A 15,545-nucleotide genomic window follows, 5' to 3' on the forward strand; every position below is an offset into this window, starting at 1 on the left:
TTTTGCTTAGCCCGCTAATGATGGCACGAACTGTGGCACTCCAGCCAATCGCAGTGAGAAATTTTCTGCAATTGCGGTGCAGCCCGATGAGACTTTCGGGCATGATGCTGGCAGACTGATTTAAAACGACTTCTTAAAGGAACTGATTCGGTATGACCTACACGTCCGCCTTACCCCTTGCGTTGATTCAGCTTGAAGTCCCACCCGCAAACGTCGTTTCAGAGATTGGTGAACAGCCGCGCTGGTTTATTGATGCACTGAATCTGCAACCCGATGAGTACCTGATTGTGCGGCCTCATCTGGGCGAAGCGTTACCCGATTTTGATCAGATTTCCGGCGCGATCCTCAGCGGTTCCTGGGCGATGGTCACCGACCACGCCGACTGGAGTGAGCGCAGCGCCGCCTGGGTCAGAGCGGCGATTGATCAGGATCTGCCGCTGCTCGGTGTCTGTTACGGCCATCAGCTGATGGCGTATGCGCTGGGCGGTGAAGTGGCAGACAATCCCAACGGCTGGGAACGCGGTCTGTTACCCATTCGCTGCTCCGATCAGACACAGCGCGATCCGCTGCTGCAGAAGCTGCCCGCCGACTTCAGCGTCTGGTTGTCGCATCGTCAGTCGGTCGTCAGCGCGCCGTCCGGGGCGCAGGTGCTGGCCGCTTCTGCGCGCGATGGCTGTCAGATTGTGCGTTATACACCGCAGGCGCTCTCGGTACAGTTTCATCCCGAGTTTTCACGGCACATTATGAGTGTCTGTACGCCGCCAGGCTGCACAGAGGATGGGGCCAACGAGATTGAGGGCAAAGACTGGGCGCGCGAGTTGCTGGTGACGTTCTGGCAACAGACGCGCCCGGCAGTGGAGCGTGTTCAGGGCGCGTAGTGACGCGTGCAGCGATAGACCCAGGCGGGTGGCACGTTTTTCAGCACCCGCTGACGCTCCCAGGTGAAGTAACGCGACAGATCGGGCTGGGTCAGTGAGGTGTACTGGAACTGCACAAAAACGCCGTCCGGGCCTAGGGCGTTATAGACCGCTCGCAGAATGGCTTCACGCAGTTCGGGCGGTAATGAGAGCAGCGGCAGGCCGGAGAAGATCACGTCATAGTTGCCGTTCAGATACTCCGCAGAACAGGTGCGCACGGTCATACGCGGATCCTCCAGTGCGGTTAGCTTGTCTGCCAGCGTCGTGCAGATTTCAAAGGCATCCAGTTTTGCGTCGGGTGTCATCTGTGCCAGTATCTGCCGGGTCAGAACGCCATCACCTGCGCCAAGTTCCGCTATGCGCAACGCTTCAGGCCATTTCACCGACGTAATCATCGTCCGGCACAACGCCTCTGACGAGGGGGTAATACTGCCCATCTTGCGAGGATTACGGATAAACTGATGCACGAAATTGGCTTTAGCGCGCATCTGGGTAAAAGCTGAAGCCAGCATGCTTATCTCCAGAATGAATTCATCCTCAGGTTGACCTCCTTTGTGCCGTACAAGTTTCTAGCTGACTACGCTTTCGGAGAAAAGTCGGAATTTTCTCTAAGCGCAGCGTAAACACCTATTCCTTCGGGGCGGTCACAGTTTCCGGTTAACAGACCTGACAGGCTCACAATGATCCTTCATGTTAATAATAAGTTTCATCATTGTTACGTCAGTCACCTGTCAGGAGAATGATCATGCGTTACGCTGCCCCCGGAGAACAGGGTTCTCTGATTACGCTACAGAAGAATTATGGCAACTTCATTAATGGTGAATTCGTCGCGCCGGTGAAGGGTAACTACTTTACTAACACTTCGCCAGTAAACGGCTCTGCGGCCGGTGAGTTCCCGCGCTCAGACGCTGCCGATGTGGATAACGCGGTGGCCGCCGCGGCAGCGGCAGCGGATGCCTGGGGCAAAACCTCACCGCAACAGCGCGCGCTGCTGTTACTGAAAATTGCCGATCGGCTGGAACAGCATCTGGAGACCATGGCGGTCTATGAAACCTGGGATAACGGTAAACCGGTGCGCGAAACGCTGGCGGCCGATATGCCGCTGGCGGTCGATCACTTCCGCTACTTTGCCGGTTGTGTCCGGGCGCAGGAGGGTAGCGCGGCAGAGATTGATGAGTTCACCGCTGCCTACCACTTCCATGAGCCGCTGGGCGTGGTGGCGCAGATTATCCCGTGGAACTTCCCGCTGTTGATGGCGGCCTGGAAACTGGCTCCGGCGCTGGGCGCAGGGAACTGCGTGGTGCTGAAACCGGCTGAACAGACGCCGCTGTCGATCACAATCTTTGTCGATCTGATTAAAGATTTGCTGCCGCCGGGTGTGCTGAATGTGGTGCACGGCTTTGGTAAAGAGGCAGGTGAAGCGCTGGCGTCCCATCCCGGCATCGCCAAGGTCGCCTTCACCGGCTCCACCGCTACCGGCGGGCATATACTGGAGCTGGCCGCCAAAAGTCTGATCCCCTCGACGGTCGAGCTGGGTGGCAAGTCACCGAACATCTTCTTTGAAGATATAATGCAGGCGGAGGAGAGTTTTATTGAGAAAGCGGCCGAAGGCGTGGTACTGGGCTTCCTGAATCAGGGTGAAGTCTGCACCTGTCCATCGCGTGCGCTGGTGCAGGAGTCGATCTACGAGCCGTTTATGGCGGCGGTGATGAAGCGGGTGAAAACCATCAAACGCGGTGACCCGCTGGACACCGATACCATGGTAGGCGCGCAGGCGTCGCAGCAGCAGTTCGATAAAATCCTCTCTTATCTTGAGGTGGCTCGTCAGGAGGGGGCCGAGGTGCTGGTGGGCGGCGGCGTAGAGAAGCTGGATGACTCACTCAACAGCGGCTACTACATCCAGCCAACCCTGCTGAAAGGTAATAACAGCATGCGGGTTTTCCAGGAGGAGATCTTTGGCCCGGTGATCGGCATCACTACTTTTAAAGATGAGGCGGAAGCGATCAGCATCGCCAACGACTCCATTTATGGGCTGGGTGCCGGTGTCTGGACCCGTGATATCAACCGTGCCTATCGGGTGGGCAGGGCGATCAAAGCGGGGCGCGTCTGGACAAACTGTTATCACCTCTATCCGGCGCACGCTGCCTTTGGCGGCTATAAGAAGTCGGGCATCGGGCGTGAAACCCATAAAATGATGCTCGATCACTATCAGCAGACGAAAAACCTGCTGGTCAGCTACAGTATTGAGCCGCTGGGCTTCTTCTGATGGTCTCAACCCTGCCGGCTCAGTTCGGCACACTCTCTCGCTAAACCACGCTACGGCGTGGTTTTTTTATGCTGTATCGGCTGTGAGTTGCTGAGTAAGCGAGCCGGTAAAGCACAATTAATCAGTCTGTTCTTAAGGCGGAGCTGACAGGGTTCACGCTTCGCTTATTGCGTCTTAATCGCTATCCCTTCTCTGTCTGCCCCACGCCAGCGCATAGCTGCTTAACCATCTGATAATCAGGGGTTTATCGCGCTGCTGACTGATGTGAAGCGCTGAGTCTGGCTGCCTGCACGACATGAACTTCTTTTGATTTGGCTTAAATCAGAACCATTCAAAACATGAGTGATTTTAATGCCAGTCTCAGAAAAAACTTATTTATGTGCAAAAAAACTTCATATTTTCGTATGTTGTTAAGATTAGTCCTAACTGCGCGCTTAAAAGTAACACCTATTTGTATTAGCTTAATTAGTTAAACTTTACTTAAGAAAATTCTTCTGAAAGTGGGCCGTTGAAATTTTGTCAGTCTTCTGTAAACTCGCAGCTAATATTTACACATGGATTGTAATTTCAGACCCACGGGCAGGATCTACCTGACTCGTGCGGTAGCTATGAAATTTCGGTAAACTTATAACGTATTGAAAATAAATCAATATAATGAAAATTATCCCGGCGCAATGCGTCATTTTTTACTGCCGGATAATTAACTCACTGTTATCGGCTTAATTCAATCTGACGGTTTTTCGACCAGGGATGGCATAAGGAAAGCTTGGGTTTACCCTACCTTCTTAAATTTGCCGGGAAAAAATTGATCATGTTTCTGATCGTTGTTTGCCAGGTCAGATTCCTCCCTTTTCCCGTTTACGTCCCCGATGTTGCTTTTTTATACTTAACTTTTGCTGATCGGTTAACGTCTCGCAGCAAGACGCTTAAGCGCTTTTTGTTTAAGGATTATTTTTTAAGCTGGCACTAAGTGGCTTCCTGTGAAGATGACATCTCCGATTTTCATTACTGACACCCGGCCTCTGGCCACTCTCCAAGGTATGAATGGAACACAACATGAAAAAAATGGTGAAGCTCCGCGTTGCGTTAGGCCTGATGTTTGTTTTTTCAGTCGCCGGTTGTAAAACCCCGCCAAAAATGACCGATGACACCCTGGTCACCAGCACGGTGGACGGTGTGGCGATCAGTCACCGTTATGCCGTCAAACCGCCAGCGCAATTCAGTCCGGTCAATGAAACCTATCGCGCGCTCTATCCCGGCTCGGTAATGAGCCAGCCAGGCTACGGTGGCAAGGTGGTGGAAACGCTGAAAACCGGCGAAAGCTACACCGTCATTGGTCAGGTCGAGAACAACTGGCTGGCGCTGGGTGAACCGGCTCAGGCAGCAGAGCCTCAACCAGACAACGCTACTGCCAGTGTCAAAGATGCGCCTCAGTCTGCCGCGCCACAGTCAACCGCCCAGCTGACAGGCTATGTGCCATTCCGCGCCGTGGTGAAAAGCGCACTCTACGATCAGACCGTCAAAGCCGATCAGCCGAAACGCCGCGTGCGCAGCAGTAACAGCAAGAAGAAAACCTGCGTCGCAGTTAACGGTGACAGCACTGCCTGTCAGAACAGCACTAACGGAACCTGGATCATTAACTAATCGTACTAAGCAGGGAGGGCTTGATGATGAGAACAACACAACTGCGCGGTGGGCTGATCGTGCTACTGATGTGGCTGCTGACGGCCTGCAGCAGCAGTACGCCGCCGGTGGCTTACTACAACCTGGACGTTCAGGGGCAGAATCAGCTTAACGGCGGTGCGCCGCTTAAAGTCCGTGTAGTGTTACTGAGCTCCGATGCGGAGTTCATGTCAGCAGACTTCTTCTCCCTGCAAAACCAGTCCGCAACGGTGCTGGGCAGTGCGCAGCTTAACACCCAGCAATTCTTCCTGACGCCAGAGCAGCGCAGCAAAACGCTGCGGATTAAGAGCCTGCCTGAAGCGCGCTTCATCGGCATCATGGCGGAATATCAGGCGCTGGATGGCAAGGTGTGGCGACTGTCGCTGCCAGTTCCCGAAGGGGAGTCGCCCTCATTCTGGGCATTCTGGAAACGTGACGATAGCGAGCTGAATGCGCGCATCGTGGCGGGAACTAATGGCCTTCGCGTGGAAAAACAGTGATGCCGATGAACAGAGCCGAAAAGGTCGTCTGGACCGAGGGGATGTTTCTGCGTCCTCACCATTTCCAGCAGTCAGAAAATTATCTTCTCAGCACCCTGCGTGAATGGGGTCAGTCACAGCGCGTCTACACCTGGGGCTTTTACGATCTGGAGTTTGATGAAGCGCTGTTGCGTCAGGGCAAACTGGCGCTGAGCGCGGCCAGCGGCTGTCTGCCAGACGGCACGTTTTTCGCCTTCAGCCAGCCGCAACATGGCCCGGCACCGCTTGATCTGCCGGCCTCTGTTGACCGAAGCAAAGTGGTGCTGGCGATACCGACCCGGCGCAATGGCCGCGAAGCCGTCGCCTTCCAGGAGTCGCAGGATTCTCTGGCGCGCTATCTGGCCTGGGAAGCGGAAGTGGAAGATGACAACGCCCAGGCCGTGAGCAGCGCGACGGTACAGTTCGGCAAGCTGCGCCTGCGGCTGATGCTGGAGCAGGATCTGACCGCCGAGTGGACCGCGATGGGCGTTGCGCAGGTAATAGAAAAGCGCAGCGACAATCATATCCGGCTCGACAGTGACTACATCCCGCCGATGCTGACCCTGAACAGCAGCCGTCCGCTGCAAAACATGTTTAACGATCTGCACGGGCTGATCCAGCAGCGCAGCCAGCAGCTGAGTCAGCGTGCACCCGGCACCGGCCGCTTCAACAGCGCCGATATGGTCGATTTTATGCTGCTGGCGCTGCTCAATCGTCAGCTTGGCCTGCACAGTCATCTGCAACATCTGCCGCTGCTGCATCCTGAAACCCTCTACAGCCACTGGCTGCAACTGGCCGCAGAGCTGAGTACCTGGACGCCGGCGCGCGCACCGGATTTGCTGCCGCTCTACGATCATGATGACCTGCATAATTGCTTCAGCCGTCTGTCGCTGCTGCTGCGTCAGGGACTGTCGCAGGTGATGGAGGAGAGCGCCATTCAGCTACCGCTGACTCAGCGTTCGCACGGCCTTAACGTCGCCACCGTGCCGGAGAGCAGCATGGTGCATGAGTTCGGCTTTGTGCTGGCGGTGAAAGCCAGCGTGCCGGCCGACACCCTGAAAACCCATTTCCCGGCCCAGATGAAAGTCGCGCCGGTCAGCAAAATTCGCGATCTGGTGCAGCTGCAGCTTCCGGGTCTGGCACTTCGGGCGATGCCTAGTGCACCGCCGCAGATCCCGTGGCATGCCGGATACAGCTATTTCGAACTGGATAAGAACAGCGAGCTATGGAAAGAGATGGAGCGCTCGGGCGCTTTTGCGCTGCATCTTGCCGGTGAGTTTCCGGGCCTGAACATGGAGTTCTGGGCCATCCGCAGTCAGTCAGAATAATAAACTGAGCACGCAGCATGATGCAGGAACAACAACATTCACACAGCGATCTTGCGCCGGATACCAGCCACCAGAATGTGCTGGTTGCGGCGGCCAACCCCCTGATTAACGCGATTCCACAGATCCGCCATTCGGTGTCGCATGAAGAACCGGCGCAACTGCGTCAGCAGCTAATCGACCAGATCCGCCGTTTTGAGCTGAGCTGTCAGCAGTCGGGCCTCGGCTATGAAGTGATCATCGGCGCGCGCTACTGTCTCTGTACCGCACTGGATGAGGCGGCGGCGCTGACGCCGTGGGGCAGTCGCGGCGTCTGGACCAGCAACGGTCTGCTGGTCACCTTTCACAATGAAACCTGGGGCGGCGAGAAGTTTTTCCAGCTACTGGCGAAGCTGTCGCAGAACCCCAGACGTCATATTCTGATGCTGGAGCTGATTTACTTCTGCCTGCTGCTGGGTTTTGAAGGACGCTACCGGGTGCTGGACAATGGCCGCTCACAGCTGGAGACCATCAAACAGCGCCTGCTGCAGATGATCAAAAGCGTGCGCGGTAGTTACGCCGCGGCGCTGTCACCGCATCCCACCGATCAGCCGGTGCTGCGCAAGCTGTGGCGGCCGATGATCCCGCTGTGGGCCTGTGCGGCCGTGGCCGGGCTGGCCGCCTGTCTGTTCTACATCGTGCTCAACTGGCGTCTGGGCGACTACACCTCGCCGGTGCTGGCCCGCATCTACCAGACGGCGCTGCCGGAAGTGAAGATCGGCAACCCGGCGCCGCCTCCGCCTGCCACGCTCAACCTGCGCGCTTTCCTGAAGCCGGAAATTGATGCCGGGCTGGTGGCGGTGCGTGATGAAGCGGACCGCAGCGTGGTGACGCTGAAAGGGGATGGGCTGTTTGCTTCGGCGGCGACCGAAGTGCGTGGCGGCTACATTGACGTGATCCGGCGCATCGCGGCGGCCATGAACAACGTCAGCGGCCAGATTCAGGTGATTGGCTACAGCGATAACGTGCCGATCCGCAGCGCGCGCTTCGCCTCCAACTTTGAGCTGTCGCTGGCGCGCGCCCGTTCGGTGCAGACTCTGCTGCAACAGCAGCTGGCGCAGCCGTCGCGGGTGAAAGCGGAAGGGCGCGGCGAAAGCAATCCGCTGGTGCCGAACACCAGCGCAGAAAATCGCGCGCGTAACCGTCGTGTTGAAATCACACTGCTGGTGGCGCCGGATGCGACGCATGCCGAACTCAACGGCCTGGCGAGAGGGAACTGATCCATGCTGAATATTCTGTTTGCGGTGCTGACCAGCCGCCTTGCGTGGGGCTTTGTCGGCATCACCGCGCTCTCCTTTATCATCTGGGTGATTGGCCCGGTCTTCTCTATCGTTGATTCGCGGCCGCTTGAGCCAGAGCAGAACCGCATGATCAGTATTGCGCTGCTCTATCTGGTCTGGGGCCTGGGTCAGGCGATCCCGCGACTCTACAATTACTGGCTTAACCGCAAGCTGATGTCGAGCCTGGAAACAGGTAAAAGCGATGCGCCGGAAGCCGATCGTCAACGCCTGACCAGTGAAGAGCAGGTGCTGGCGGGGCGTTTCTCCGAAGCCACTGAGATGCTGAGAAAGGCGCACTTCCAGCGCCACAGCAGCAAAGGCACGCCGTTCTGGGCGCAGCGTTTTGGCCGGCAGTATCTCTATCAGCTGCCGTGGTACATGATCATCGGCGCACCCGGTGCCGGTAAAACGACGGCGCTGGTCAACTCGGGCCTGCAGTTCCCGCTGGCGGATAAGTTTGGCAAGTCAGCCCTGCGCGGCATTGGCGGCACCCGCAACTGCGACTGGTGGTTTACTAATGACGCCGTACTGCTCGATACCGCCGGGCGCTACAGCACCCAGGAGAGTCAGCAGGAGCGGGATGCCAGCGAATGGCACCATTTCCTCGACCTGCTGCGTAAATATCGCGGACGTCAGCCGATCAATGGTGTCATTGTCACCCTGAGCGTCTCCGATCTGCTGAGTCAGTCGCCTGAGGCACTGCGCAACCAGGCGCTGGCGCTGCGTCAGCGTCTGATGGAGTTGCACGATCGTCTCGGCATCCGTTTCCCGGTCTACGTGCTGGTCACCAAAGCGGACCTGCTCAAAGGCTTCCGCAGCTACTTCGCCTCGCTGGATAAAGCGCAGCGCGAACAAATCTGGGGACTCACCTTTCCGTGGGCGAAGGCATCCGCCGCCGATTTCGAGCTGAACAGCCAGTTCCGGCAGGAGTATTCCCTGCTGCAACAGCGGCTCGATGCCGGGCTGGCCGATCGGCTGCTGATGGAGAGCGACGCGCAGGCGCGTGCCGAAAGCTATCTATTCCCGCAGGAGTTCGCTGCGCTGCGTCCGTTGCTGGCCGACGCGCTCGACACGCTGTTCGCCCGCTCCGATTTTGAAACCCAGTTCGCGCCACGCGGCATCTACTTTGCCAGCGGCACCCAGGAAGGTCTGCCGTTTGATCGGGTAATGGGCGAGCTGAACCGTGCCCTGAATCTGCCGGGCCAGCAGGCGGGCGAATCGGGCAGCTGGGATCAGGTCGATAAAGACGCCCCGATTCCGCAGAACAAAGGACAGAGCTTCTTCCTGAAAGGGGTGCTGGAAAATGTGATTTTCCAGGAGTCGGGTCTGGCGGGCAGCAACCGCTGGTGGGAGCTGCGCAACCGCGCCGGACTCTGGTCAGGCTATCTGGCGCTGCTGTTGCTGTTACTGGTCGCGGGCGGTCTGTGGCTCACCAGCTACAGCAAGAACAAAGCCTATCTGCAGGAGATGGCCGCTAAAGCGCCACAGGTGGAGCAACTGGGCGACCAGCTTCAGAAGCAGGTCAACGGCGATCTCTTTGCGCTGGTGCCTTATCTCAACACCCTGTTGCACCTGCCGGAAAGTGCCGACTTTTCGCTGGAATCGCCACCGCTGACGCGCCGTATGGGCCTTTATCGTGGCACCGAGGTCAGCGATGCGACGCGTGCGCTCTACGACAAAGCACTAAAGCAGCTGCTGTTGCCGCAGGTGGCGCAGAACATCACCCGCTGGCTGCGCAATGACAATGGCAGCGACGCTGACTACAGCTATGAAGCGCTGAAGGCGTATCAAATGCTCTATCAGCCAAAGCACTACGATGGCAAGTTCCTGCAGGCATGGCTGATGCTGAATCTGTCTCGCGAGCTGCCGCAGAACGTGACACAGCAGCAGGTAAAACAGCTGGCGTGGCATCTGCAACAGCTGCTGGAGACGCAGATTCACTCGTCGCCGTATGCGAAGGATGACGCGCTGGTAAAGCGCGAGCAGGCGCTGATTAATCAGATGCCGCTGTCACAGCGTGTCTACGGACGGCTGAAGCGCCTGCTGCAACGTGATGACAGCCTGCAGCCGGTGACACTGGCGGCGCTGGGCGGTCCCCAGAGCGAGCTGGTGTTTTCCCGCAAAAGCGGTAAATCGGTTAATGACGGTGTGGCAGGTCTCTATACGCCGGACGGCTACTGGCAGCATGTGGACAAGCAGATTGGTCCCGTGACGCAGGCGCTTTATCAGGACGATCTCTGGGTGCTGGACGGCGCTGCGCCACAGCAGAAAAGTGAGCAGACCGATCTCGCGGTGCGCCAGCTCTATGTGCAGGACTATATCCGGCAGTGGGAGCAGTTTCTGAGCGATATCCAGCTCAACAGCAACGCCGATCTCTCGCAGCGTATCAACACCGCGCGCTTGCTGTCGGGCAACCACTCGCCGCTGCGCCAGCTGGTCATCAACCTCAGTAACCTGCTGACGCTGAACCGGGTGCAGCCTGATGAGAAAACTGCGCAGGTGGCAAAGCCGTCGGATAACAGCGCCACCCGCACCCTTGAAGCGCTTTTTACCTCGCCTGAAGCGGCTGCGGCGCGTGGACAGGCGGCAGTGCAGGCATCACCGGAACAGGCGGTTGCCGTGCATTTTGCGCCAGTGCTTGAGCTGGCTCAGCCATTACAGCAGGGCAGCAAGGTGCTGGCGGTGGATGATTTCCTGCACCAGATTGACGATCTCTACCGCTACCTCACGGCGGTGCAGGATGCCGCCAACAGCGGGATGCCGCCACCGGCCAGCGATGCGATCAGTCGTTTGCAGGCCAGCGCCGGACGTCTGCCCGGCTCTCTGCAGAATATGGTCTCCAGTATGGCGGTCGGGGCCAGCAGCGATGCACAGCGCCGCGACATGGATAACGTCCGCAAACGCATCACTATGGAAGTCGGCAGTTTCTGTCGTCAGGCGATCGCCGGTCGTTATCCGCTGGTGCGCTCCGCACGCAGTGAGGTGACACCCGACGATCTGGCGCGGATGTTCGCCCCCGGCAGCGGCATGATGGATAGCTTCTTCCGCGACAACCTGGCCAGCAAAGTCGACACCACCAACGCCTCATGGCGCTTTACGCCGGGTATCGACGGCAAAACGCTGCCGGGCGGTGAAGCGCTGCTGCGTCCTTTCCAGCAGGCGCAGTCAATTCGTGATGCGTTCTTTGCCAACGGTGCGACCACGCCAGGTTTCCGCGTCACGCTGCGCACCGTAAAAATGGACAACGACATTCTTAACCTGACGCTGGATGTGGATGGACAGCAATTGCGTTACAGCCACGGGCCGCAGGCGGTACAGATGGTCAGCTGGCCCGGTCCGGGCGGCACCAGCCAGGTGCGGATGCAGCTGGGCCTGACCAACGGCACCACCTCAACACTGGTCACCAGTGGGCCCTGGGCACTCAATCGGTTCTTTGATCGCGCCCGTGTTACCGCGGCTGGCGGCCTGACCCGCGAAGCCACGTTCAGCGTGGAGGGGCATCAGGTCACGCTGTCGTTCACCCCTGGCAGCATTCGTAATCCGTTCCAGCTTCCCGGCTTTAGCTGCCCCTGAAACAGGACCCGACAATGACTCATTACGCTGCACCCTGCTGGTACGGCAAATTGCCCAGCGCGGGTGATTTTGTGAAGCGACGCTTTCCTGACGTCCTCTATCGCCAATGGTCCAGCTGGTTTCAGGTGGGCCTGCATCACTGGCAGAGCAGTCAGGAGGGGGACAACGCGCCGTCACGCCCGTTTCTCAACGCGCCGGTCTGGAATTTTGTGGTGCCGCCGATGCTGGGCAGTCAGCTAATCCAGATGGGCTGCCTGATCGCGGCTCGGGACAGCGTGGGACGTAACTACCCGCTCTGCGCGCTGCGTCACTTCACTCCCGCCGAGTGGTCGCCGGCCCTGCTGGCACGCTCCGGCGAGTGGTATCAGCAGGTGGGCAATACACTGCTGCGGGTGGTGCAGGGCGGCGGATCGCCGGAGCAGCTGGATCAGGCGCTAATCAGCATTCCGCAGCCGCAACCGCCGCAGGAGACGGGTGAGCCGTCAGATATCCTCAACGTTATTGGTCACGGCGACACGCCTTCAACACTGAACTGGACGCTGCCGGGCGAAAACTTCGACCCGCAGTTTTACACCAGTTTCTGGTGGACCAATCAGAGCGACGGGTTCCCGCTTTATACCCAGGTCCATAGCGGTAACTTCACCGCGCAGCTTTTTTCATTGCTGTTTGATCCGGCCGGTGGGGCAAAGCCGGGACGAAACGGACTTTATCCCCCGATGTTTGAATCCTGAGGCGACACGAATGATGATGAATACAGAGGCTTTGCTGGCTCCGGTCAGTGATGACAATCCCGGTGGCGATAACCTGGAGTACGACGCCGATTTTCAGGCCATGGAGCAGGCCAGTGCCGGTAAAGCGGAACAGCAGTTCGGTAACACCATCATTCCGGCAGAACCCGCCGACTGGAACAAAGTTGAGAAGCTGGCGATAGCGCTGCTGGCCCGTAGTAAAGATTTACGGGTGATGCTGGCGCTGACCCACGCCTGGACGGAACTGAAAGGGCTGCCGGGCTATGCGCAGGGCCTGAAGCTGATTGAACAGGCGCTGCTGCTCTACTGGGAGCCGCTGTGGCCCCGGCTGGAAGAGTATGGCGAGCAAGACCCGTTCTACCGCATCAATGCCCTGGCGCTGCTGGGTGACAAGACTGAACTTAGTGGCGCGGTGCGTCAGTGCTGGCTGCTGCGCTATCCGTCCGACGGTATCTCACTGCGCGATGCTGCCGCCCTATGCGACGGCAGCAAAATCGAGGTGGCGGACTACCCTGGCGGCCTGCCGCGTCTGAACGACGAACTGGCACGCGGCGACCAGCCAGGTATTGAGGCAGTGCTGCAGATTCATGAGCGGCTGCAGACCATCTGCGAAACCGTGGCCGAACGGCTGGGCGACGCGGCGGTGCCGGAACTGGCACAGCTGCGCAGACAGATTGCGCTAATCGCCGAACGCTGCCAGGCAACCGATATCAGCCAGTTAATTCCCTCCGTAGCGGCGGAACAACCTGCAGGCGCGGCGGCCCCGGCGGCTGTCGTAACGGCGCCGCGCGCGGCCGCGGACTGGCGCACCGTACAGATCAGTTCCCGCGCCGATGCCCAGCTGATGCTGGAGAAAGTGAAGCTCTACTTTACCCAGCATGAGCCGAGCCATCCGGCTCCGCTGATGATCGACCGGGTACAGCGCATAATCGAGCGCGACTTCCTGGAGATCATCCGCGAGCTGGCACCCGATGGCGTACATCAGCTGGAAAACATTTTCGGACGTCGCGACTAAGCAGGCGTGACTCACTCACATAGCGGGACCTGCGCGCCTGCTGTGACACATTATCCGCGCATCATTGATGGAGAAAACCATGGCAACAAGCAAATCCAGTGGGCAGAAGTTCATTGCCCGCAATCGCGCGCCTCGCGTTCAGATTGAATATGACGTGGAAATTTATGGCGCTGAACGCAAAATCCAGCTGCCGTTTGTGATGGGCGTGCTGGCGGATCTGGTGGGTAAACCGCTGGAGCCGCAGCCGGGCATCGACGAACGCAAATTCCTTGAGATCGACATCGACAACTTCGATGAGCGCATGAAAGCGCTGAAGCCACGCGCCGCGTTCCAGGTAGACAACACGCTGAATGGCGAAGGCAAGCTGAACATCGATCTCACCTTCGACAGCATGGATGACTTTTCGCCGGATGCCGTGGCCCGCAACGTCGAGCCGCTGAGCAAGCTGCTTGAAGCCCGTACCCAGCTGGCAAACCTGCTGACCTATATGGACGGCAAAAACGGTGCGGAAGAGCTGATTGGTAAAGTGCTGCAGGACCCAACGCTGCTGCAGGCTCTGACCCATCTGCCTAAGCAGGATGACGCCACTGAAGGTAAGGAGCCGCAGGCATGACGCAGACTTCACAACAACCCCAGGCGCAGGGCGCGGCCAGTTTCAGCCAGGATGAGTTCAGCGCGCTGCTGAACAAAGAGTTCCGGCCGAAAAGCGACCAGGCACGCGCCGCGGTCGAAAGCGCGGTAAAAACCCTGGCTCAGCAGGCGCTGGAGAACACCGTTACCGTTTCCAGCGACGCCTATCGCACCATTCAGGCATTAATCGCGGAGATCGACGAAAAGCTGTCACAGCAGGTGAACCAGATTATTCACCATCCGGAGTTCCAGTCGCTGGAAAGCGCCTGGCGCGGCCTGAGCTATCTGGTGAACAACACTGAAACGGACGAGATGCTGAAAATCCGTTTTATGAGCATCTCCAAGCAGGAGCTGGGTCGTACCCTGAAGCGCTATAAAGGTGCCGGCTGGGATCAAAGCCCGCTGTTTAAGAAGATCTATGAGCAGGAGTATGGTCAGTTCGGCGGCGAGCCGTTTGGCTGCCTCGTCGGCGACTACTACTTTGACCACAGCCCGCAGGATGTTGAGTTGCTGGGTGAGATGGCACGCATCGGTTCGGCGGCACACTGTCCGTTTATCACCGGCACCGCGCCGGAAGTGATGCAGATGGAGTCCTGGCAGGAGCTGGCGAATCCACGCGACCTAACCAAAATCTTCCAGAACACCGAATATGCCGCCTGGCGCAGCCTGCGTGAGTCGGAAGATGCACGCTATCTGGGCCTGGTGATGCCGCGTTTCCTGGCGCGTCTGCCATATGGCATTCGTACCAACCCGGTCGACAGCTTTGATTTCGAAGAGCAGACCGACGGTTCCGATCACGGCAACTACACCTGGAGCAATGCGGCGTACGCGATGGCTGCCAATATCAACCGCTCCTTTAAGGAGTATGGCTGGTGTACCGCAATCCGCGGCGTGGAGTCGGGCGGGGCGGTTGAGAACCTGCCGTGCCATACCTTCCCGAGCGACGACGGCGGCGTGGACATGAAGTGTCCGACCGAAATCGCCATCAGCGATCGCCGTGAAGCCGAGCTGGCGAAAAACGGCTTTATGCCGCTAGTGCATCGCAAAAACTCTGATTTCGCCGCCTTTATTGGCGCGCAGTCACTACAGAAGCCGACGGAATATCACGATGCCGATGCCACTGCCAATGCCCGTCTGGCCGCGCGTCTGCCTTATCTGTTCGCCTGCTGCCGCTTTGCGCATTACCTGAAGTGCATCGTGCGTGACAAGATCGGCTCCTTCCGCGAGCGCGATGAGATGGAACGCTGGCTGAACGACTGGGTGATGAACTACGTCGATGGAGATCCGGCTAACTCCTCGCAGGAGACCAAGTCTCGTAAGCCGCTGGCCGCTGCCGAGGTGAATGTGGAAGAGCAGGAAGATAACCCAGGCTATTACGCCGCGAAATTCTTCCTGCGTCCGCACTACCAGCTGGAAGGTTTAACCGTTTCGCTGCGACTGGTCTCTAAGCTGCCGTCACTGAAGAATGATAATGCTTAAGGGCTGAAAATGGGCGTGGTGCCGGAGTCTGAAACTGCATCGCGCCTCTCCCTGTTGTAACGGCTTTAACCCGATTATTTACCTGAACGTGT

General features: G+C 58.2%; 12 protein-coding genes. 11 read left to right on the top strand and 1 reads right to left on the bottom strand.

All coding sequences use genetic code 11. From position 1 onward, the window contains the following. Window positions 1-152: 152 nt before the first annotated feature. The gene (locus tag QSK07_RS11835; RefSeq protein WP_285720625.1) at window positions 153-878 is read left to right on the top strand and encodes a glutamine amidotransferase; all 726 of its coding nucleotides are present in this window, start codon (window positions 153-155) and stop codon (window positions 876-878) included. Here the strand turns inward: QSK07_RS11835 and QSK07_RS11840 are convergent. Next, the gene (locus tag QSK07_RS11840) at window positions 866-1,429 is read right to left on the bottom strand and encodes a class I SAM-dependent methyltransferase (protein ID WP_098050888.1); all 564 of its coding nucleotides are present in this window, start codon (window positions 1,427-1,429) and stop codon (window positions 866-868) included. The genes QSK07_RS11835 and QSK07_RS11840 overlap by 13 nt on opposite strands. Before the next feature lie 233 nt (window positions 1,430-1,662). On the opposite strand from QSK07_RS11840, the gene exaC reads away from it, so the two are divergent. The 10 genes from exaC to tssC all read left to right on the top strand — a co-directional run bounded on the left by exaC (window position 1,663) and on the right by tssC (window position 15,453). Continuing rightward, window positions 1,663-3,183 carry an acetaldehyde dehydrogenase ExaC gene (exaC, locus tag QSK07_RS11845; protein ID WP_285720624.1) on the top strand — a complete coding sequence of 507 codons (1,521 nt, stop codon included), beginning with the start codon at window positions 1,663-1,665 and terminating at the stop codon, window positions 3,181-3,183. Between the two features lie 1,044 nt (window positions 3,184-4,227). Then, window positions 4,228-4,827, top strand: coding sequence for an SH3 domain-containing protein (locus tag QSK07_RS11850; protein ID WP_285720623.1), 600 nt, complete (start codon window positions 4,228-4,230; stop codon window positions 4,825-4,827). Between the two features lie 23 nt (window positions 4,828-4,850). Further along, a complete protein-coding gene (gene tssJ / locus QSK07_RS11855; RefSeq protein WP_098050885.1) occupies window positions 4,851-5,345 on the top strand; it encodes a type VI secretion system lipoprotein TssJ in 495 nt (164 codons plus the stop codon). A gap of 5 nt (window positions 5,346-5,350) precedes the next feature. Continuing rightward, complete coding sequence (gene tssK, locus QSK07_RS11860; protein WP_285720990.1) at window positions 5,351-6,691, top strand: type VI secretion system baseplate subunit TssK; 1,341 nt, start codon at window positions 5,351-5,353, stop codon at window positions 6,689-6,691. 17 nt (window positions 6,692-6,708) lie between these two features. Continuing rightward, a complete protein-coding gene (locus tag QSK07_RS11865) occupies window positions 6,709-7,947 on the top strand; it encodes a DotU family type VI secretion system protein (protein WP_502921710.1) in 1,239 nt (412 codons plus the stop codon). Between the two features lie 3 nt (window positions 7,948-7,950). Further along, window positions 7,951-11,580: a type VI secretion system membrane subunit TssM gene (tssM, locus tag QSK07_RS11870; RefSeq protein ID WP_285720622.1), complete on the top strand. Its 3,630-nt coding sequence runs from the start codon at window positions 7,951-7,953 to the stop codon at window positions 11,578-11,580. 14 nt (window positions 11,581-11,594) lie between these two features. Then, window positions 11,595-12,311 (top strand): type VI secretion system-associated protein TagF, encoded by a 717-nt coding sequence (gene tagF, locus QSK07_RS11875; protein ID WP_013357572.1) that lies wholly within the window; start codon window positions 11,595-11,597, stop codon window positions 12,309-12,311. A 16-nt stretch (window positions 12,312-12,327) separates the two neighbouring features. Continuing rightward, a complete protein-coding gene (gene tssA / locus QSK07_RS11880; protein WP_275220068.1) occupies window positions 12,328-13,344 on the top strand; it encodes a type VI secretion system protein TssA in 1,017 nt (338 codons plus the stop codon). A gap of 79 nt (window positions 13,345-13,423) precedes the next feature. Next, on the top strand, window positions 13,424-13,957 hold the full coding sequence (tssB, locus tag QSK07_RS11885) for a type VI secretion system contractile sheath small subunit (RefSeq protein ID WP_285720621.1): 534 nt from the start codon (window positions 13,424-13,426) through the stop codon (window positions 13,955-13,957). Further along, entirely contained in the window at window positions 13,954-15,453 is a 1,500-nt protein-coding gene (tssC, locus tag QSK07_RS11890; RefSeq protein WP_095707337.1) for a type VI secretion system contractile sheath large subunit, read from the top strand. The genes tssB and tssC overlap by 4 nt, the downstream gene beginning before the upstream one ends. Window positions 15,454-15,545: the final 92 nt, after the last annotated feature.

Origin of the sequence: Pantoea sp. QMID4 (assembly GCF_030270445.1) — a bacterium.
GTDB classification, from domain to species: domain Bacteria; phylum Pseudomonadota; class Gammaproteobacteria; order Enterobacterales; family Enterobacteriaceae; genus Pantoea; species Pantoea vagans.